At 66.3% G+C, this 18700-nt stretch carries 23 protein-coding genes; 12 read left to right on the top strand and 11 right to left on the bottom strand.

Features of this window, described 5'->3' with window-relative positions:
- Positions 1 to 73 precede the first annotated feature (73 nt).
- Positions 74 to 2419, bottom strand: a complete 2346-nt coding sequence (locus JLK41_RS14795) for a trimethylamine N-oxide demethylase (RefSeq protein WP_210389245.1) — start codon at positions 2417 to 2419, stop codon at positions 74 to 76.
- A gap of 54 nt (positions 2420 to 2473) precedes the next feature.
- Entirely contained in the window at positions 2474 to 3844 is a 1371-nt protein-coding gene (locus JLK41_RS14790; RefSeq protein WP_210389244.1) for an NAD(P)-binding domain-containing protein, read from the bottom strand.
- A 298-nt stretch (positions 3845 to 4142) separates the two neighbouring features.
- On the opposite strand from JLK41_RS14790, the gene JLK41_RS14785 reads away from it, so the two are divergent.
- From JLK41_RS14785 to JLK41_RS14765, 5 genes are all read left to right on the top strand, one after another.
- A complete protein-coding gene (locus tag JLK41_RS14785) occupies positions 4143 to 5252 on the top strand; it encodes a sensor histidine kinase (RefSeq protein WP_051800532.1) in 1110 nt (369 codons plus the stop codon).
- The gene (locus JLK41_RS14780; RefSeq protein ID WP_037048164.1) at positions 5249 to 5908 is read left to right on the top strand and encodes a response regulator; all 660 of its coding nucleotides are present in this window, start codon (positions 5249 to 5251) and stop codon (positions 5906 to 5908) included. Before JLK41_RS14785 ends, JLK41_RS14780 begins: the two co-directional genes overlap by 4 nt.
- Positions 5908 to 6720, top strand: coding sequence for a PAS domain-containing protein (locus tag JLK41_RS14775; protein ID WP_210389243.1), 813 nt, complete (start codon positions 5908 to 5910; stop codon positions 6718 to 6720). The genes JLK41_RS14780 and JLK41_RS14775 overlap by 1 nt, the downstream gene beginning before the upstream one ends.
- A 64-nt stretch (positions 6721 to 6784) precedes the next feature.
- A complete protein-coding gene (locus JLK41_RS14770) occupies positions 6785 to 7495 on the top strand; it encodes an AzlC family ABC transporter permease (RefSeq protein WP_210389242.1) in 711 nt (236 codons plus the stop codon).
- A complete protein-coding gene (locus JLK41_RS14765; protein ID WP_047591165.1) occupies positions 7495 to 7824 on the top strand; it encodes an AzlD domain-containing protein in 330 nt (109 codons plus the stop codon). The genes JLK41_RS14770 and JLK41_RS14765 overlap by 1 nt, the downstream gene beginning before the upstream one ends.
- A gap of 35 nt (positions 7825 to 7859) precedes the next feature.
- On the opposite strand, the gene JLK41_RS14760 is transcribed toward JLK41_RS14765, so the two are convergent.
- The 7 genes from JLK41_RS14760 to JLK41_RS14730 all read right to left on the bottom strand — a co-directional run bounded on the left by JLK41_RS14760 (position 7860) and on the right by JLK41_RS14730 (position 11862).
- Positions 7860 to 8447: a putative glycolipid-binding domain-containing protein gene (locus JLK41_RS14760; protein ID WP_210389241.1), complete on the bottom strand. Its 588-nt coding sequence runs from the start codon at positions 8445 to 8447 to the stop codon at positions 7860 to 7862.
- Positions 8448 to 8609: 162 nt separating this feature from the next.
- Entirely contained in the window at positions 8610 to 8951 is a 342-nt protein-coding gene (locus JLK41_RS14755) for a HopJ type III effector protein (RefSeq protein ID WP_210389240.1), read from the bottom strand.
- Entirely contained in the window at positions 8951 to 9241 is a 291-nt protein-coding gene (locus tag JLK41_RS14750) for a DUF1244 domain-containing protein (protein WP_037048150.1), read from the bottom strand. Before JLK41_RS14750 ends, JLK41_RS14755 begins: the two co-directional genes overlap by 1 nt.
- Positions 9242 to 9306: 65 nt before the next feature.
- On the bottom strand, positions 9307 to 9678 hold the full coding sequence (folX, locus tag JLK41_RS14745) for a dihydroneopterin triphosphate 2'-epimerase (RefSeq protein ID WP_037048148.1): 372 nt from the start codon (positions 9676 to 9678) through the stop codon (positions 9307 to 9309).
- Positions 9678 to 10238: a GTP cyclohydrolase I FolE gene (gene folE / locus JLK41_RS14740; RefSeq protein WP_210389239.1), complete on the bottom strand. Its 561-nt coding sequence runs from the start codon at positions 10236 to 10238 to the stop codon at positions 9678 to 9680. The genes folX and folE overlap by 1 nt, the downstream gene beginning before the upstream one ends.
- Positions 10239 to 10263: 25 nt before the next feature.
- On the bottom strand, positions 10264 to 10974 hold the full coding sequence (gene folM / locus JLK41_RS14735; protein WP_210389238.1) for a dihydromonapterin reductase: 711 nt from the start codon (positions 10972 to 10974) through the stop codon (positions 10264 to 10266).
- Between the two features lie 321 nt (positions 10975 to 11295).
- The gene (locus JLK41_RS14730; protein ID WP_037048141.1) at positions 11296 to 11862 is read right to left on the bottom strand and encodes an antibiotic biosynthesis monooxygenase; all 567 of its coding nucleotides are present in this window, start codon (positions 11860 to 11862) and stop codon (positions 11296 to 11298) included.
- A gap of 301 nt (positions 11863 to 12163) precedes the next feature.
- Between JLK41_RS14730 and JLK41_RS14725 the strand changes: the two genes are divergently transcribed.
- A complete protein-coding gene (locus tag JLK41_RS14725; protein WP_210389237.1) occupies positions 12164 to 13117 on the top strand; it encodes a MerR family transcriptional regulator in 954 nt (317 codons plus the stop codon).
- Positions 13118 to 13140: 23 nt separating this feature from the next.
- Here JLK41_RS14725 and JLK41_RS14720 read toward each other — a convergent pair whose 3' ends face one another.
- The gene (locus tag JLK41_RS14720; RefSeq protein ID WP_150605546.1) at positions 13141 to 13749 is read right to left on the bottom strand and encodes a PilZ domain-containing protein; all 609 of its coding nucleotides are present in this window, start codon (positions 13747 to 13749) and stop codon (positions 13141 to 13143) included.
- Between the two features lie 66 nt (positions 13750 to 13815).
- Entirely contained in the window at positions 13816 to 14262 is a 447-nt protein-coding gene (locus JLK41_RS14715) for a PAS sensor domain-containing protein (protein ID WP_037048127.1), read from the bottom strand.
- Between the two features lie 102 nt (positions 14263 to 14364).
- Between JLK41_RS14715 and JLK41_RS14710 the strand changes: the two genes are divergently transcribed.
- The 6 genes from JLK41_RS14710 to JLK41_RS14685 all read left to right on the top strand — a co-directional run bounded on the left by JLK41_RS14710 (position 14365) and on the right by JLK41_RS14685 (position 18650).
- On the top strand, positions 14365 to 14814 hold the full coding sequence (locus JLK41_RS14710) for a flavodoxin (RefSeq protein WP_037048125.1): 450 nt from the start codon (positions 14365 to 14367) through the stop codon (positions 14812 to 14814).
- A 1-nt stretch (position 14815) separates the two neighbouring features.
- Positions 14816 to 15283, top strand: a complete 468-nt coding sequence (locus JLK41_RS14705; RefSeq protein WP_210389236.1) for a cupin domain-containing protein — start codon at positions 14816 to 14818, stop codon at positions 15281 to 15283.
- Positions 15284 to 15443: 160 nt separating this feature from the next.
- Positions 15444 to 16220, top strand: a complete 777-nt coding sequence (locus JLK41_RS14700) for a class II aldolase/adducin family protein (protein WP_371923158.1) — start codon at positions 15444 to 15446, stop codon at positions 16218 to 16220.
- Entirely contained in the window at positions 16217 to 17128 is a 912-nt protein-coding gene (locus JLK41_RS14695) for an alpha/beta fold hydrolase (RefSeq protein ID WP_210389235.1), read from the top strand. Before JLK41_RS14700 ends, JLK41_RS14695 begins: the two co-directional genes overlap by 4 nt.
- Positions 17107 to 17637, top strand: a complete 531-nt coding sequence (locus JLK41_RS14690) for a DUF1569 domain-containing protein (protein WP_210389234.1) — start codon at positions 17107 to 17109, stop codon at positions 17635 to 17637. The genes JLK41_RS14695 and JLK41_RS14690 overlap by 22 nt, the downstream gene beginning before the upstream one ends.
- Positions 17638 to 17738: 101 nt before the next feature.
- The gene (locus JLK41_RS14685; RefSeq protein ID WP_037048115.1) at positions 17739 to 18650 is read left to right on the top strand and encodes an SDR family oxidoreductase; all 912 of its coding nucleotides are present in this window, start codon (positions 17739 to 17741) and stop codon (positions 18648 to 18650) included.
- Positions 18651 to 18700: the final 50 nt, after the last annotated feature.

The following is an 18700-nucleotide window of genomic DNA, read 5'->3' as shown; positions in this document are numbered from 1 at the left end:
GGGGAGTTGCCAAGCAATTCCCTGTCCAAGTCGCGAGGTCGTCGTTCGCGATGTCGCCGCGAACGGCCGACTTTCAGCCGCGCACACGGCTCTTGTCCGGGTCGAAGGCCACCGTGCCATGGGCGACGCTGGCGCCGATGCGCTTCTGCTGACCGTCGAGCTTGCCGATTTCCACGCGGGTGCCCGGCTCGCAGTAGTCGACCGCCAGGCGGCACAGGGCGATGTTCTTGCCCAGGCTGGGCGAGCGCGTGGCGCTGGTCACCACCCCGACCTGGGCACGGCCGACGTGCACGCAGTCGCCATGCGCAGCCGGCTCGTTGCCGTCCAGCTCGAGGCCGACCAGACGCTGTTGCGGGTGCTCCTTGCGCCGCAGCAGAGCCGCGCGGCCGATGAAGTCGTCCTGCTTGCTCTTGAGGGGCACGCAGAAACCGATGCCGGCCTCGAACGGGTCGGTCTGGTCGCTGAATTCGTAGCCGGCGAAGATCAGTCCGGCCTCGATGCGCAGCATGTCCAGCGCATGCAGCCCCAGTGGCGCCAGGCCCAGCGGCTCGCCGAGCTGCCAGAGGCGCTGCCAGACCTGCATGGCGTGGTCCGGGTGGCACCAGATTTCATAGCCCAGTTCGCCGGTGTAGCCGGTGCGCGACACCATCACGGGCGGGCCGTCATAGTCGTTCAGGCGGCCGATCAGGAAGCGGAACCAGCCCAGCTCCTCCAGCGTCGGCTGGGTCGCGGGCGTCCAGATCATCTGGCTGAGCAGGGCGCGGCTCAGCGGGCCCTGCACGGCGATGTTGTGGATCTGCTCGGAAGCGGACTTGATCCATACCTTCATGCCCAGTTTCGCCGCCTGCTGACGCAGCCACTCGCCGCCGAAGTCCTCGCCGCCGATCCAGCGGAACGCATCCGCGCCGAGGCGCAGCAGCGTGCCGTCGTCGAGCATGCCGCCGTGCTCGTAGCACATGGCGCTGTACACCACCTGGCCGACCGCCAGCTTGCGCACGTCGCGGGTCAGGCAGTGGTTGAGCAGCGCTTCGGCGTCGGGGCCGAGCACCTCGAACTTGCGCAGCGCGGAGAGATCCATCACCGCCACGCGTTCGCGGCAGGCCTGGTATTCCTCCAGGGTGCCGTAGCCGTCGAAGTGGGTCGGCGTCCACCAGCCGCGGTAGTCGATGAACTGGCGGGTGAGGGCGCTGGTGCCAGGGTGAAAGCCGCTCTCCCGGGTCAGCACCGGGTCGGCATCGGGGGTCATGCGGTTGGCCATGGCGATACTGAAGCGCTCCTTGTCGGAATACAGGCGAATGTGGATGTCGGTCGGCTGCCAGCCGTTGGCCGGGTCGATGTCGTCCGGGCACGCGCTGCTGGCGCAGACCAGCTCGCGCATGGCCTTGAGCAGCACATAGTCGCCAGGGCGCGACCAGGGCTCGTCGAGGGTCAGCTGCTGGTGCGCGTCGACCCCGGTGTTGAAGAAGAAGTTGATCGCCGGCCAGCCGCGCCGGCCCTGCACGCCATGGGCGGCGAGGGCACGGCTGATGTTGTCGCTGCAGTTGGCGTGGCCGAAGTAGCCCTGCGTTTCGTAGTAGCGCGCGGTGCAGGCCAGGGCGAAGGTGTCGTGCCGGCCAACGGTGTCGCGCACCACTTCCAGCATCGGCTGCAGATCACGATCGAAGAACTTGCTGAACAGGCCGGGGCCCGGGTAGGCGTTGCCGTTGAGGGTGCGGGTGACGGTGGGGTCGAGGTCGATCTCCCGCCCGGCGTCCAGGCCGCGGCGGTCGAAGGCGACGAAGTCCGAGCATTGCCGCCCGGCGACGTCGAGCACCTGGATGTACTGACCGGGGGCGACGACGTAGTCGCGCGCCGTGCCGGGGGCGAGGGTGAACTCGTCGATCACCTCGCCGAGCGGAGCGGGCAGGGCCGGCAGCAACAGGCTCGCCGGATTGGCGCGCTGGATGATCAGGCGCAGTTCGCTGGCACGTTGCTGCGCGTCCACGGCCACCGGAGCGCCAGGCGCCGCGACCACCACCAGCACTGCCGCGCTGCTGGTGAAGGCGCGGCTGAAGCCGGCAGGCGTGCCCGCTGGCCACAGACGCGCGGCGGGCGGCAGGTGGCGGCAGTCGACCCGGCGTTTGCCCAGGCCGCTGGCGACGTGCAGCGACTCACGGCTGCCGTCGCTGAGCAGGCGGCCGATGAAGTCGGCGCCGGCGCTGCCCTGCAGGCCGAGAGCGGCGAGCGCTTCGCGGCCGTTGTCGTCGAAGGCCAGCAACTCGCCGCACTGATCGCCTTCGCGGTCGATCACCTCCAGGCGGTCGCCGGGTTCCAGGGCGATCACCGTCAGGCCGCCGGGGGCGACGCGATGGCGTTCCAGCCCCGGCGCGCGGGCGAACAGCGCCGGCTCGTGCGGCCGGCTGATCACAGGTTGCAACATGAGAGGCTCCGCAAGGATGGAGGATGAGGCGGCGGTTTTTCGCAGGAGCCGGCGTCAGCTCACGGCCTTGATGGCCGCCTGGGGCGTGTCCGCCAGGTAGGCCGCGAGCGAGTCGTCCAGCGCTTCCAGCCAGGAGGTGTGGTGCGGCGTGGCCAGGGTGCCGGTCATCAGTGAGCGGTGGCACTTGTTGCGGTAGCCCATGATGTCGTCGTACTTGTCGTGCTTCCACTCGAGGAAGGTCTGGTTCACCGCGGCGATGTCGAAGCTCGGGTAGTCGGTGGCATCGATCAGCGTCTGGATGTACTTGCCCTGGAATTCGAACATTTCCTGGGCGTTCTTCAGGGTCAGTTCTTCCTCGCGCCAGGCCAGGTCCTCGGCGTGCATGGCGGCCTGCTCGGGCAGGGCGATGCGCCCGAGGATCACGTCGCGGGCGTACCAGGCCTGGGCATCGAACATGTTGAAGCTGTACCACTGGTCCTGCATGCCGAGGTAGATCAGTTTCGGGTTGTCTTCCCACAGCACGCCCTTGTACAGGTTCAGGGGCCACAGGCGGTTGTCGGTCTTCAGCCGCAGCGCCTCCGCGAGGAAGGGGAAGTGGTGCTTGTAGCCGGTGCACAGGACGATGGCGTCGATGTGCTTGCTGGTGCCGTCGGCGAAGAACGCGCTGCTGCCCTGGACGTGCGTCAGCAGGGGTTTCTCCTCCCAGTTCTCCGGCCACCGGTAGCCCATCGGCGCGGTGCGGTAGCAGCTGGTGATCGAGCGTGCGCCGTACTTGTAGCACTGCGAGCCGATGTCCTCGGCCGAATAGCTGGAGCCGACGATGAGCACGTCCTTGCCCTTGAATTCCAGGGCATCGCGGAAGTCATGGGCGTGCAGCACGCGCCCGGCGAAGCTCTCGAAACCCTCGAAGTAAGGCACGTTGGGCGTGGAGAAGTGGCCGCTGGCGACCACCACGTAGTCGAAGCGCTCGGTGCGGGTGAGGTCCTGGTCATAGCTGTGCACGGTGACGTCGAACTGGCCGCTGGCCTCGTCGAAGCTCACCCCGCGCACGGCAGTGTTGAACTGGATGTAGCGGCGCACGCCGGCCTTCTCGACGCGCCCCTTGATGTAGTCCCACAGCACTTCGCGCGGCGGGTAGGAGCCCATGGGGCGGCCGAAGTGCTCGTCGAAGGTGTAGTCGGCGAACTCCAGGCATTCCTTCGGTCCGTTCGACCACAGGTAGCGGTACATGCTGCCGTGCACGGGTTCGCCATGCTCGTCGAGGCCGGTGCGCCAGGTGTAGTTCCACATGCCACCCCAGTCGCTCTGCTTTTCAAAGCAGACCAGCTCCGGGATGTCCGCGCCTTTGGCCGCAGCGGACTGGAAGGCACGCAACTGGGCCAGGCCGCAGGGGCCGGCGCCGATGATGGCGATGCGAGTGGTCATGGTGGGTCTCCCGTGTCGAGGGTTCTAATGATTTTCAGGAAATAAAAGTTCCTTGTGGGAAATACGATACGGCCCTGACACCGGCCTGCAATTCGCCCGGAAGGAATACCTCCTTGGGGGTAGGCGGACGTCCGACACTGCCCCGCAGCGGGGCTTACCTGCGTCGTGCTGGTGCGGTGCGGCGGCGTCGGTGATTTCTCTCAAGGAAATAATCTTTCTTGTCAGTGCTTTGCAGGGCGGCGTTGGGGCATGGAATTTGCTGGTTCCATCCACCATCACGGGCCATGGCGGAGAGCGCATGCTCCAGTTGCTACTGCGTACCTTCCTGGTCGAGCGTCGACCGCGAGACGTGCCGGAACCGCCGGCCTATCGCCAGGCACTCGCCGCATTGCCCCTGCGTCTGTTGCAGCAGGCCGGTGCCGATGCGCCGTTGCTGGAGCTGCTGCCGCACCTGCAGCGGGCATTGCAGGCGGCGGCCGTGCAGCTGTCGTTGCCGCAGCTCGGCGCACCCGGCTGGCGCCACCTGGGGACAGCGGAGGACTGGGTGGCGGGCGACTGTCCCGCGCACTGCATCGAACCGCCCTTGCCGGGCCGGGTACGCCTCTGCCCGGGCTGTCTGGCCCAGGGCCGCTACCGTGCCCTGGCCGGCCTTTACCAGGAGGACCGGCAGGGGGCGCTGTTGCGGGTGGATTTCCCGCAGCGCCCGCAGCTGTGGCAGCGCGAGCGCCTGCGTGAGATGAGCCGCCCCCTGGGCGAGGCGTTGCAGGCCTTCGCCGAGGAGCGGCGTCTGCGCCGACGCGAGCTGAGCGCCGAGCGCGGCGTACTGGCGCGGGAGCTGCACGATTCGGTGGCGCAGCAGCTCAGTTACCTGCAGATCCGCGCCAGCCGCCTGCAGACCGTGCTGGACGAGCGCCAGCACGATGCCGCGCAGGTCATGCTCGATGACTTGCGCGACGGCCTGCGGGTCATGCACCGGCAGGTGCGCGAACTGATCAGCAGCGCGCGGCTGACCATGGATGGCCGCTCGCTGCGCCAGGCACTGGAAAGCTCGGTGGAGGAGTTCTCGCGCAGCAGCGGCTGCGTCTTCAGCCTGGACAACCGCCTGCCGGCCCATGCGCTGCCGAGCGAGGCGCAATTGCAGGTGCTGCAGATCGTGCGCGAGGCGCTGGCCAACGTCGTGCGCCATTCGCATGCGCGGCAGGTGTGGATCCGCCTGTGGCCACAGGGCAGCGGCGCGGTGGTCGAGGTGCATGACGACGGTGTCGGCTTGCCGGCGCAGCCGCCCGAGGGCGGGCATTTCGGTGTGACGATCATGCGTGAGCGGGCGGCGGCCATTGGCGCGCAGCTGTCGATCGAGTCGGCGCCGGGACGCGGCACCTGCGTGCGCCTGCACTGGGGGCGGACATGAGCGCGCCCTTCAGCCTGCTGTTGATCGACGATCATCCGCTGCTGCGTCGCGGGCTGGCCGAGCTGTTCGAGTCGTCCGGGGAATTCCGCGTGGTCGGCAGCGTTTCCGGCGGCGCCGCAGGCATCGAGCTGGCGCGGCGCGTGGAGCCGCAGATGATCCTGCTCGACCTGCACATGCCCGGTCTGGATGGCCTTGACACCCTGCACATGCTCAAGCTCGACCTGCCGGCCAGCCGGGTCATGGTGCTGACCGCCTCGGCCGCCCGCGACGATCTGCTGGCCGCGTTGCGGGCAGGTGCCGATGGCTATCTGCTCAAGGACCGCGAGCCGGAGGAACTGCTGGATGCGGTGCGGGCCTGTGCCAGTGGGCAGGCGCGGCTCGATCCGGCGCTGTCGGCGCTGCTGGCCGGCGGCATGCGCGATGACGTGTCGCACGAGCCCGCGCGTGTCGAGCTGACCGAACGTGAGCGGCAGACGCTGGCGCTGATCAGCGAGGGTTTCAGCAACAAGCTGATTGCCCGGCAACTGGGTATCAGCGAGGGCACGGTGAAGGTCTACGTGAAGCATCTGCTGAGCAAGCTCAACCTGCGTTCGCGCCTGGAACTGGCGGCCTGGGCGCATCGCAGCCAACTGATCGATGGCGCGGGAGGGCAGTGATGAAGCGGCTGATCCATTATCTGGGCCGCCTGGGTGGCCGCGTGGCCAGGGCCGAGGCCGGCGCGCTGGGTTTCGATGAACTGCCGGTGGCGCTGATCCAGCTGGACGCGGCCGGGGCGATGCTGCGTGGCAATCGTGGCTGGGAGCTGCTCAGCGGGCGGCGCGTGGGCGACTGCCTGGGCCTCGACCACCGCCAGTTCCTGCACATCGAGGATCGCAACCTGTGGCAGCAGGCGATGCAGGGTCTGGAGACAGGCGCGGCACCCTGGGTCGGCAGCCTGCGCTACCTCGGCCCGGCTGGCGAGCTGCACTGGGTCGAGGTGCGCCTGGTCCGGCGGCCGGGTGGCTTTGTCGCCAGCCTGGCCGATATCAGCGCCCAGGTCCCCGTGCACCAGCAGTTGCAGGCGCGCCATCGCAGCCTCAACAACCTGCTCGATGGCCTGCCGCTGATGGTCTACCGCTGCCGCAACAACCGCCACTGGAGCATGGAGTACGTCAGCGCCGGCTGCCTGGAGCTGACCGGCCATGCACCGCAGGCGCTGGTCGACAGCCAGAGCCTGACGTTCAACAGCCTGATTCATCCGCAGGATCGCGAGCGGGTCTGGCGTCGCGTCCAGGAGGGCGTGCGCGTCGCACGACCGTTCGCCTTCGACTATCGCCTGCTGTGCGCCGACGGCAGCGAGAAGGCGGTCAGCGAACGTGGCCGTGGCATCTACTCGGACCTCGGCGATCTGCTCGGGCTCGAGGGGGTGGTGATGCAGCGCGACCTCGACCCCGCCTGCGTGCAGGAGATCGTCGCCGGTTTCTACTGACAGCAAGAACGTTCAAGACCCGACCCGGACCGCCTGGCTAAGCTCGTCTGCCCAAGGAGGTTCCATGTCCCGTCAACACGAGTTCACCCAGGGTGCCCGCGATATGCTGCCCATGCTGCTCGGCGCCATTCCCTTCGGCATCATCTTCGGCAGCCTGGCCGGTTCCGCCGGGCTCGATCCCTGGCAGACGCAGGGGATGTCCCTGCTGGTCTTCGCCGGCTCGGCGCAGTTCATCGCCATCAGCTTGCTGGCGGGCGGTGCCGGCATCACCGTGGTGCTGCTGACCACGTTCGTGGTCAACCTGCGCCATGCCCTGTACAGCGCCAGTATGCAGCCCCACGTGCGCCACCTGCCCAAGCGCTGGCGCATGCCGCTGGCCTTCTGGCTCACCGACGAAGCCTACGCGGTGGTGGTGCAGCGTTATGCGCGGGGTGACCAGGGCGCCCATCGCCACTGGTATTTCCTCGGTGCGGCGCTGGCCATGTACTGCAACTGGCAACTGTGCACGCTGGTCGGCGTGCTGTTCGGCCAGGCCGTGCCGAACATCGGTGCCTGGGGCCTGGACTTCGCCATGCTGGCGACCTTCATCGGCATCGTCGTGCCGATGCTGCGCAACCAGCCACAGGTCGCCGCCGCCCTGGTCGCGGCAGGCGTCGCGCTGGTCTGCCATGCGCTGCCCTACAAGCTTGGGCTGATGGCCGCCGCAGCCAGCGGCATCGTCGTCGGGGTATGGCTGGAGCGGCGTCGGCCGCTGCTGCAGGAGGAGCTGGTCTGATGGATATCTGGTTGCTGATCCTCGGCATGCTGGCGATTACCTTCGTCACCCGCTACAGCCTGTTCGCTTTCCCCGACCTGCGATTCCCGCCCCTGGTCCGGCAAGGGCTGCATTACGTGCCGACCGCCGTGCTGAGCGCCATCGTGGTGCCGGGCATGCTGTTGCCGGACGGGCAACACTGGGCGCTGAGCTGGAACAACGCCTACCTGCTGGCCGGCCTGGCGGCCATCGCCATTGCCGCCTGTACCCGGCATCTGCTGGCGACCATCGGCGGCGGCTTGCTGGTGTTCTTCCTGTTGCGCTGGGCCTTCGGGCAACTGCCCATCTGACGAAGGGCGGCGTCAGCGTCACGCCTCGCGGCCCTCTACACCAGCGCGCTGACCTTCAGTTCGCGCTGGCTCAGGCGCAGGTAGTGTTCGCTGGCCTTGAGCAGCAGGGCCTGGTCATCGACGCTCAGCTCCTGATGTTCACGGCCTTCGGCCTGGCTGCGGTACAGGCTCTCGCCAGGGCGACGCTGCAGGCACTGGTAGCGTTGCTGGCGCGCCTCCACCTTGAGGCTCAGCAGGTCGACGTAGGCGACGCGCATCTCGTCGCTCTGCCCGGTTTCCAGGGCACTGCGTTGCAGCGGCGGCGTGTGGGTGAAGGGCGAGGCCGACAACATGACGTGCTGGCACTCCTGCAGGTCCGGGCGATGCTCGCCGTCGAGCAGCCAGCGGCCACGCAGATCGCGCTGCAGGCAGATGCGGCGCTGGCCGTGGTTGTCGACCTTGAGCCAGAGGCGGCGGAAGCGCCAGCTTGCGTCACAGTCGATCAGGTAGTTGGCAACGATGCTGTTGCCCTTGATCACCTGCATGAGGTGGCTGGTCGCGTGGATGCCGTGGGCATCCTGACTCAGGCGCAGGGTTTCCACGCCGGGGGTGTGCCAGGGTTTCCATACCAGGGTCTGCTGCATCGGTCGACTCCATGCCGAGCGCGAAACAGGAGGGAAGGGCGACTGCGCGCAGAACACGTTCCCTCGTGTTCCATGAGTTGTTATGGCGCGCAGGATAAAGCGATGGCAATGTGATGTCTGTCAGCATTTGCTGACAATTGCGCAATTTTTTGCGCTGCAGCTTCAGGCTTTTCGGGTGAGCGGTTGCTGCTCGAACGCGACGCCTTCCAGGCCGTGGGCCTGCAGTGCGCGAATGTTGCCGTGGTCGCTGCCTTGCGGCGTGGCCAGCACGCTACGGTAGTGCTCGCCGAAGGCGCGCAGCGCTTCTTCCTGGCTGAAGCCTTCCAGCAGTGCCAGGCCCAGGGTCTTGCACGAGCCTTCGTTCTGTCCGGCGGCGTTTTCCACGGCGCCATTACGGAAGGCGCTGGGCTGGTAGTCGTAGTGCTCGGCGACGAAGGCCAGGGTTTCGCTGAAGGCGAAGTCGTCCTGCAGCAGGCGGCTGCGCAGGGCGCTGAGAGCGGTCATCAGTGTTTTCCTTGTTCGAATGCGGCCTTCTGTTCGGCCGATGCTTCTGTCTGGTACTTGGCTTTCCAGTCGGCGTAGGGCATGCCGTACACCGTCTCGCGGGCCTGATCGACGCTGACCTCGAGGCCCTGATCGTCGGCCGCGGCCTTGTACCACTTCGACAGGCAGTTGCGGCAGAAACCGGCCAGGTTCATCAGGTCGATGTTCTGCACGTCAGAGCGCGTGCGCAGGTGCTGCAGCAGGGCGCGAAAGGTTGCGGCTTCCAGTTCCAGACGTTGTTGTTCGGTCATGGCGGGCTCTCCGGGATTAGATGGCGGCGATGATAAGAGCCTCGCCGGGAGGCAGCAAGCCGCCGTCAGCGATGGCCGGCGAGGGTGATGGACACCGATTCGGCGAAGCGCAGGGCATGGGGTTTGTCCACTTCCACCTCGGCGTAGCGCACGGCCTGGTGGGCCATGACCAGGTCGAGAATCTCCTGCGTCAGGCGTTCCAGCAGGGCGAAGCGGTTGCCTTCGACATGGGCGATGATCGCCTTGGTGATGGTGCGGTAGTTGAGGGCGTGGTCGATGTCGTTGACTTCCACGGCATCGACTGCCGGATAGAGGATGGTCAGGTTGATCAACACGTCCTGCTTGTTGTTGATCTCCTCTTCCTTGATGCCAATGTAGGTGCGCAGGCGCAGGTCCTTGACGCGGATGCGCGCCATTCCGGGTTCCAGTCGCGGCATTAGCTGTTCCGTCCGATCAATTGCAGGAATTCGTGACGAGTGTTGCAGGACTCGCGGAAAGCACCAAGCATTACCGAGCTGCTCATCACCGAGTTCTGCTTCTCCACGCCGCGCATCATCATGCACATGTGCTTGGCTTCGATCACCACGGCGACGCCGGCGGCTTTGGTCACGCGGGCAATGGCATCGGCGATCTGCTTGGTCAGGTTTTCCTGGATCTGCAGACGCCGCGCGTACATGTCGACGATGCGCGCCACCTTGGACAGGCCCAGCACCTTGCCGGTGGGGATGTAGGCCACGTGCGCCTTGCCGATGAAGGGCAGCAGGTGGTGCTCGCACAGCGAGTACAGCTCGATGTCCTTGACGATCACCATCTCGTCGTTGTCGGACTCGAACAGCGCGCCGTTGACGATCTCCTCCAGCGACTGCTGATAGCCATGGCAGAGGTACTGCATGGCCTTGGCCGCGCGTTTGGGCGTGTCGAGCAGGCCTTCGCGCTCGGGGTTTTCACCGAGGCCCTTGAGAATTTCGCGGTAGTGCTGGGAAAGGGGTTCGCTCATGGCAGTGTCCTGATGAGTGGGCGCCTCACTTGAGGTGGCGACCACCATTGAGGGTAAGGGTGGTTCCGGTCAGGTAGGGGTTGTCGAGCAGGTAGCGCAGGCTCTGATAGAAGGCCTGTGGGCCGGGCTCGATACCCAGCGCCGATTTCTCCAGGGCCTTGGCGCGATAGGCCTCGTCGTCACCCGCGTTGAACATCAGCAGTGCCGGGGCGATGCCATTGACCTTGATACGGGGGCCCAGGCGCGCGGCGAACGACAGGGTCAGACTCTCCAGGCCGGCCTTGCTGGCGCAATAGGCCGAACGATTGGCGCTGCCCTTGCGCACCACGTCGTCGCTGACGTGGACGATATCCGCCTGTTCGGACTGCAGCAGCAATTCGCTGCAGTGCAGGTTGATCAGGTAGGGCGCGAGCATGTGCACGGTGAACAGCTGGCGGAAGACTTCGGCTTCCGCGCCTGGCGTTTCCGCCAGCCACTGCGAGGCGTTGTGCACGATGGCACGCAGGCCTCGGCACTGGCTCCTGAGCTGTTCGATGAAACGCATGATGCCGGCTTCGTCGCTGAAGTCCGCCTGCATGGCAATGGCGCCACGCTCACGCAACCGCGCGATGCTGTCGCGTTCCTGGCGATAGCTGATGATCACCGGTTGACCCTCGTCGAGCAGGCGCTCGGCGCAGTACAGGCCGACCCGCTGGCCGGCACCGGTGATCAAAATGGGTAAAGAGGCAGCGCTCATGTGCGACTCACGCAGAAAGGGCGAAGGCCTGGCTGTACCGCCCTTGGGTACCTGACCAGTGGCAGGCGGCACGCACCAAGCCATGGACAAAGCTATACCAGAGCTGTCGCTTGTACAACCATGTGAAGCGTGCGGGTTTAGCGTCTGGGTCAGCTGGCTTGCCCATTTTGCTGACTTTAAAGGCTTTTTTGCTCAGTTATGCTTGGCAGCTTGTTGTACTTTATTTGTACATTTATTGTTGCGTGTATAGGTTTTCGGCGGCCAGCGGGCAGAACGCAACCGGCCAGCACAGGGCTGGCCGGTCGTCGAAACGGTCAAGGGTCAGGGTTTGCCGATGCTGGCGGCACGCCTGCTCAGACGCGTCTGATAGTTACCTTGCAGCCAGGGTTCGAGCAGCCGGGTCGAGAGCGGTATGAACAGGTAGGTCATCAGTGGCGTCAGGGCCAGCGTCGACAGCAGTATGCGGGTCACCAGCGACAGGTCCGCCAGCCAGGGGCCGAACAGCAGGTTGAAGGCCAGCGAGACGGGAAAGAAGGCCAGCCAGATGGCCACGCTCTGTTTCCAGCGCGGAGGTTGGCGAAGGCTGCTGCCGAACCAGGCATCGAGGCCGACGGCGCGTTTCTCCTGAGGCTGGGCGAACAGGCCGGCGCCCCGTGCGAGCCAGGCCTGGCGCGAGGCCGAGTGTTCCCAGGAGGCCATGGTCTGCTCGTCGCTGAAGCGGAACACGATCTGGAATTCGTCGTCACCTGGCGGTGGCGCCAGCACGCCGGAACCGAGATAGCCGGGGAAGTCGGTGGCGAGGTGTTCGCCTTCACGCAGCCAGGCGATGAAGTCGTGATAACGACCGTTGGCGACGCGGCGCGCCACCATGAGGGTAACAGGGGACATTGTGTATCTCCTCGAATGTTGCCTTGGCCGGGTGGGGCATCAGGCGCTGTCGGGCACGGGGTGCTGTGCTCGACGAAAAATGCAGCAAGGATTATTCCGGTTTTGTGCAAATTAGCCAGCCCCCTCATATGGCGCGGGCTCACAGCCGCCAGGCGCGCAGGCAGGCACTGTCGAGCTGCACCCAGGCAGGGCGCATGGCGCCGTTGGAGCTGCATTGTTGTGCAGCGCACGGCGTTGTATAGGGTGTGTGCACAGGCTGGGTTACAATGCCGGCCTGTCACTTGCCGCGATGCCCGAAGCCATGTCCGAACTCGCTGGTGTCACTTCACTTGCGTCCAATGCCTTGAAGCAGGAAGAGCTGTTCCCGATCCGCGAGGTGTCGCGTCTGACCGGGGTCAACCCCGTCACCCTGCGTGCCTGGGAGCGGCGCTACGGGCTGATCCAGCCGACGCGTACCGACAGTGGCCATCGCCTCTACTCCCAGGCCGACATCGACGCGGTGCGCAGCATCCTGGCCTGGATCGAGCGCGGTGTTGCGGTCAGCAAGGTCGGTTCCATCCTGGCCAAGAGTGCCAGCAGTCGCACGGCTCCGGCGCCGGCCTACAACGAGGTCAGCGGTGATGACTGGAGCCAGTGGCAGGAGCAGCTGCGCAGTGCCCTACAGCATTTCGACGAGGCCAGCGTGGCGCGCCTGTATGGGCAGATCTTCTCCTGCTACCCCTTGCCGGTGGTGTTCCAGGACATCCTCATGCCGGTCTGGCAGGAGCTGCTGCTGCGCCAGGACGATCCGGGTCAGCGCAGCGAATGGCTGATGCTCGATGCCTTCCTGCGCGGACGTTGCTGGCAGCGCCTGCAGCTGGGGCGCGACGAGTCGCGGCAGCGCGTGCTGCTGGTGGCATTGCCGAATCACTGTCGGGAGCTCGAACTGCTGGTCGCCGCGCTGCTGCTCGGCAGTCATGACATCGACGTGACGGTGATGGGGCCGGGCACGCCGCTGACCGACCTGGCGCTGGTCTGCGAGCGCATGCAGCCGCACGCGCTGGTCATCTTCAGCCAGCAACCGCCTGGCGACGAGCTGCCACGACAACTGACGCGTCTCGCACTGGGGTTGCAATGCCCATTGTTGCTCGCCGGGGAAGGGGCCGATCTGGCCGAGGAGAGCCTGGCCGGCTCGCCAATCGCCTGCCTGGGGAGCGAGGCGCGGCTGATGCAGCGGCGCCTCCGGCAGTTCCTGGCCGGGCATCTCGATACCTGAACGGGGAGCCTGCCGGCGCTGCGTCAGACGATGGCTTCAGGCTGTTGCCGATGCTCGCTGTGCTTCTCGAAGAGATACTGACGCAACGTCTGCTCGTCTTCGGCGTGCAGGGTTTCCACGCTGTAGGCGTAATGCCGACGGTCGACGCGCCGGACCAGGCAGGCGCGCAGCTGCACGCGGCGCTCCATCGGCAGCATCAGTTGCAGCAACTGGTCCTTGGCCGGAGTACCGGCCTTGGCGTACTGCACCAGCATGCCGTTGTTCGACAGCTCCAGCGCCGTCAGTCCACTGGGCTGCTCGTTGCCGTCGAGCAGGGGCAGCGGGCCGGGCAGTTGCAGGCGCCAGGGGCGTTCGTGCAAACCCTGCTCGAAGATCAGCGGGGCGCCAAGCTCCAGGCGTGACTGCGTCTCGCTGTCCTGGACCAGATACAGCGGAAAGCTCAGGTGCTCGTGGTCGCTGTGGGTGTTCAGGCTCAACTGCCGGGCGTCGCTCACGTGGCTCAGCAGTGCGCTCAGCTGCTCGCCGATGGCCAGCTGCGCGACAGCCGCCGAGCGGGGCGCGCGCAGGGGCTGGGAGATGAGTTCCTGGATGAAATCCAGCTCGGCCTGGGTCAGCAGTGGGTCGCGTTGCATGGAATGAGACTACAAGGGGGGTAAACCCTTCGGACTGCGTTACCGGCGGATAGTTTTGTCCGTTCGTCAGCTTTTCAGGCGTGCCAGCTCGGCCTTCAGCTCGGCCACTTCGCTTTCCAGCTCCTTGACGCGCTGCTGGGCCTGTACCTGCTCGGTGACGTCCTTCTGGATGCCGATGTAGTAGGTCAGCTGGTCGCCTTCGTTGAGCACCGGGGTGATCGACAGCTCGTTCCAGAAGGCGCTGCCGTCCTTGCGGTAGTTGCGGATGATCTGGCGGCAGGGCCGTTGCGCCTTGACCGCATCGCGAATCGCCTGCAGGCCGGCCTGTGCGCGGTCGCTGCCCTGCAGGAAACGGCAGTCCTGGTAGAGGATGTCGTCGCTGGCGTAGCCGGTCAGACGCTCGAACGCCGCGTTGGCATAGATGAGGATGTTGTCTTCACCTTCCTGCTCGGCCACCACGATTCCGTCGTTGGAGGCGTCGACTACCAGTTGCAGTAGCTTGGCATTGATCATCGGTTCGATTCCGCAAAGGATATGCAGAGCATTCTAAAACATCGGGTCATGCTGTCTACTTGCGGCATAATGCGCGGCGTTTTTCCTGTTTCTGGAGTTGTCATGAAAGTCGCCATCGTCTCGGGATCGGTCTACGGCACGGCCGAGGAAGTCGCCCGCCACGCCGAGCGTCAGCTCAAGGCTGCCGGGCTGGATGCCTGGCACAAAGCGAACATGAGCCTCGATGAACTGCTGGCGTTCGCCCCCGATGCCTTGCTCACCGTTACCTCCACCACCGGCATGGGCGAGCTGCCGGACAACCTGCTGCCGCTGTACAGCGAGCTGCGTGACCGTCTGCCGGCCATGGCGGGGCGACCCGCCGCAGTGCTGGCGCTGGGCGACTCCAGCTATGACACCTTCTGTGGCGGCGGCGAGCTGATGCGCGAGCTGTATGCCGAGCTGGGCCTGCGCGAGGCGGTCGAGATGCTGCGCCTGGACTCCAGCGAGACGGTCACCCCGGAAAGCGACGCAGAGCCCTGGCTGCAGGCGCTGGCTACTGCGCTGAAGGGCTGACATGCACCCGCGTGCGCGGCAGTTGATCGAGCGCCTCGGCCTCGACGCGCATCCGGAGGGCGGTTTCTACCGGCGGCTGTTCGTTGCCTCGCAGCGCGATGCGCAGGGGCGGGCGGCCTCCAGCGCCATTCTGTTCCTGCTGCCGGGTGGAGTGGTGAGTCGCTGGCACCAGGTCGATGCCGATGAGCTGTGGCATTTCCACGAGGGCGATCCGTTGCAACTGCTGATCGCCGATGCGCCTGGCAGCCCGCGTTGCGAGCTGCTCGGTCCCGTCGAGGGCGAGCAGTTGCCGCAGCGCGCCGTGCCTGCCCATGCCTGGCAGGCCGCCCGTTCGACAGGGCCCTACACCCTGGTCGGCTGCAGCGTGGCACCGGAGTTTCAGTTCGCCGGCTTCCGCTTGCTGGCCGATGATCCGCAGGCTCAGGCGCAGTGGCCGCAGCTGGTGGCCGAGTATCCCGAGCTGCTCTGACACGCCGATCACCACGGCGAATACCCGCTTATCGCCCCTCGGCGCGCCAGCCTCGTGACCCGCAAAGCCATCAAGATGGCTGCCAGGGAGACTACCGCCCGACAAGCGCAGGACTAGACTGCGGACACCACCGACCAACAAGAATATCGAGGTGACCGCCGTGAATGCTCCGCTGAAACTCCCTGCCGTGAAGAATCAGGTCTCCGAGGCCGAATGGCGCACCCGCGTCGACCTCGCGGCGTGCTATCGCCTGATCGCGCTGTACGGTTGGGATGACCTGATCTTCACCCATATCTCGGCCAAGGTGCCGGGCACCGAGGATTTCCTCATCAACCCCTACGGGCTGATGTTCCACGAAATCACCGCGTCGAGCCTGGTCAAGGTCGACCTGGCCGGCAGCAAGCTGATGGACAGCCCGTTCGACATCAATCCGGCCGGCTACACCATCCACAGCGCGGTGCACGAGGTGCGCCACGATGTCGGTTGCGTGCTGCATATCCATACGCCGGCGGGCATCGCCGTGTCGGCGCAGAAACAGGGCCTGTTGCCGCTGTCCCAGCAGTCGCTGTTCGTCCTCGCCAGCCTGGCTTACCACGGGTACGAGGGCGTGGCGCTGAACCATGACGAGAAGGCGCGCCTGCAGGCCGACCTGGGCGACAAGAACTTCATGATCCTGCCCAACCATGGCCTGCTCACCGCCTTCGGCAGCATCGCCGATGCCTTCCTCGGTATGTTCACCCTGCAACGCGCCTGCGAGATCCAGGTCATGGCGCAGGGCGCGGGCACCGAGCTGATCCACATCCCGCAGCAGATTCTCGATGGCGCCAGGGCGATGATCGCCGGGGTGATGAAGACGCAGCAGGGCATGGGCGGCGCATTGCCCTGGCCGGCGCTGCTGCGCAAGCTGGATCAGCAGATGCCGGGCTACGACCAGTGAGCGAACTGCCAGGCATCGACCTGCAGCACTGGCAGGCGCAGGGCCGGACCATGACCTTCGCCGGCCAGCCGATACGCTACTGGCTGGCAGGCGCGGCGGATGCCGAGCCCCTGCTGCTGATCCATGGCTTCCCCACCGCGAGCTGGGACTGGCATCGCCTGTGGGCACCGCTGGCCGGGCGCTACCGGCTGATCGCCTGCGACATGCTCGGTTTCGGTTATTCGGCCAAGCCGCGTGGCCATGCCTACAGCCTGCTGGAGCAGGCCGACCTGCAGCAGGCGCTGCTGGCGCAGGTCGGCGAGCGACGCCCCGTGCACGTGCTGGCGCACGACTATGGCGACAGCGTGGCGCAGGAGCTGATCGCCCGCCATCAGGAGGGGCGCCTGCAACTGGCCAGTTGCGTGTTCCTCAATGGCGGCCTGTTCCCCGAGACCCACCATCCGGTGCGCGTGCAGAAACTGCTGCTGGGCCCCCTGGGGCCGCTGATCGGGCGGCTGTTCTCACGGCGCAAGCTGGCGCAGAGCTTTGCCCGCATCCTCGGTCCGCATACCCAGGCCAGTGAGGCCGAGCTGGATGCGCTGTGGCAACTGATCGAGCACAACAACGGCCCGGCGGTGATGCACCGTCTGATCCGCTACATGCCCGAGCGGCGCCAGCAACGCGAGCGCTGGGTCGCGGCGATGCAGGCGACGCAGGTGCCGATGCGCGTCATCGATGGCGCCGTCGACCCCATCTCCGGTGCGCACATGGTGGCGCGCTACCGCGAGCTGATCACCGCGGCCGATACCGTGCTGCTGGAGGGCATCGGCCATTACCCGCAGCTCGAGGCGCCTGACCAGGTGCTCGCGCATTATCTGCAGTTCCGTGATCTGCCGGAGACCGTGGCATGCAGCGCCGAACACTGCTGAAAGGTACCGCCGTTGCTGGCGTGGCTGCGCTTGGCGCCGGGTTCTGGGCCTTGCCCGGTGGCCCGTGCCCGGCTGCGCTGAGCCTCGCTGCCGCGCAGCAGGTGCTGGCCGATCTGCAGGGCAGGGCGCTGCAGAGCCTGCGCGGCTGGAGCCCGAGCGAGGTGTTCAATCACTGCGCACAGAGCATCGACTACTCCATCGACGGCTACCCCCGGCTCAAGCCGGCCTGGTTTCGCCACAGCCTCGGGCCTGCGGCATTCGCCGTGTTCAGCGCACGCGGCGGCATGCGGCACCCGCTCGACGAGCCGATTCCCGGCGCGGCTGCGCTGCTCGAGCCGGACCGCCAGGAAGCCGCGCTGCAGCGGCTGCGCAGCGCCTTCGTGCGTTTCGCCTCATACCAGGGCGAGTTGCAGCCGCATTTCGCCTACGGTGCGCTGAGCCACGGCGAATATGCCGCCGCGCACGTGATGCACCTGTACGACCACCTGAGTCTGCTGCGCCTCGCATAAGGTCGCATTATCGGCCGTCATTCAGGTGCCGCGCGCGCCTTGTGAAGCGTGCGGGGCTGCCTGACACTCGGGGCATTCACATTCTGCCGAGGGAGCTTTCGATGAGCGATGCCATCCGTTTCGAAGATCAAGTGGTCATAGTCACCGGTGCCGGTGGTGGCCTGGGCCGCGCCCATGCCCTGTTGTTCGCCCGTCACGGGGCCAGGGTGGTGGTCAATGATCTGGGCGGCAGCACCCATGGCGAAGGGGCCAACGCGTCGGCCGCGGACAAGGTGGTGGAAGAGATTCGCGCCTTCGGCGGTACGGCGGTGGCCAACCATGATTCGGTCACCGATGGGGACAAGATCGTGCAGACCGCGCTGGATACCTTCGGCCGCATCGACGTGCTGGTCAACAATGCCGGCATCCTGCGCGACAAGAGCTTCCACAAGATGGAAGACGCCGACTGGGACCTAGTCTACAAGGTCCACGTCGAAGGCGCCTACAAGACCACCCGTGCCGCCTGGCCGCACCTGCGCGAGCAGAATTTCGGGCGGGTGATCTTCACCTCGTCCACCTCGGGCATCTACGGCAACTTCGGCCAGAGCAACTACGGCATGGCCAAGCTCGGCCTCTATGGCCTGACCCGCACGCTGGCCATCGAAGGGCGCAAGAACAACATCCTGATCAACGCCATCGCGCCCACCGGCGCCACGCGCATGACCGAAGGGCTGATCCCGCCGCAGGTGTTCGAGCAGCTCAAGCCCGAGCTGGTCAGCCCGCTGGTGGTGTACCTCGGTAGCGCCGCCTGCCAGGACACCGGCGGCCTCTACGAGGTCGGTGGCGGCTGGATCGGCAAGGTGCGCTGGGAGCGCAGCCTGGGTGTCGGTTTCGATCCGCGCGCCGGTTTCAGCCCTGACGACGTCGCCGCGCAGTGGCAGCGCATCTGCGATTTCGACGGCGCCGCGCATCCGGCGGACAACGTCGAGGCGCTCAAGGAAATGATGGCGAACCTGCAACAGTACGCACTCTGAGCGACACCGGCAGGGACCAGGGCCGACTTCGATGTCGGCCTTTTTCGTCG

The organism is Ectopseudomonas khazarica (assembly GCF_017915135.1).
GTDB classification, from domain to species: Bacteria; Pseudomonadota; Gammaproteobacteria; order Pseudomonadales; family Pseudomonadaceae; genus Aquipseudomonas; species Aquipseudomonas khazarica.
The sequence above is the reverse complement of the archived record's forward strand: the minus strand, read 5'-3'. Positions and strand labels throughout refer to the sequence as shown.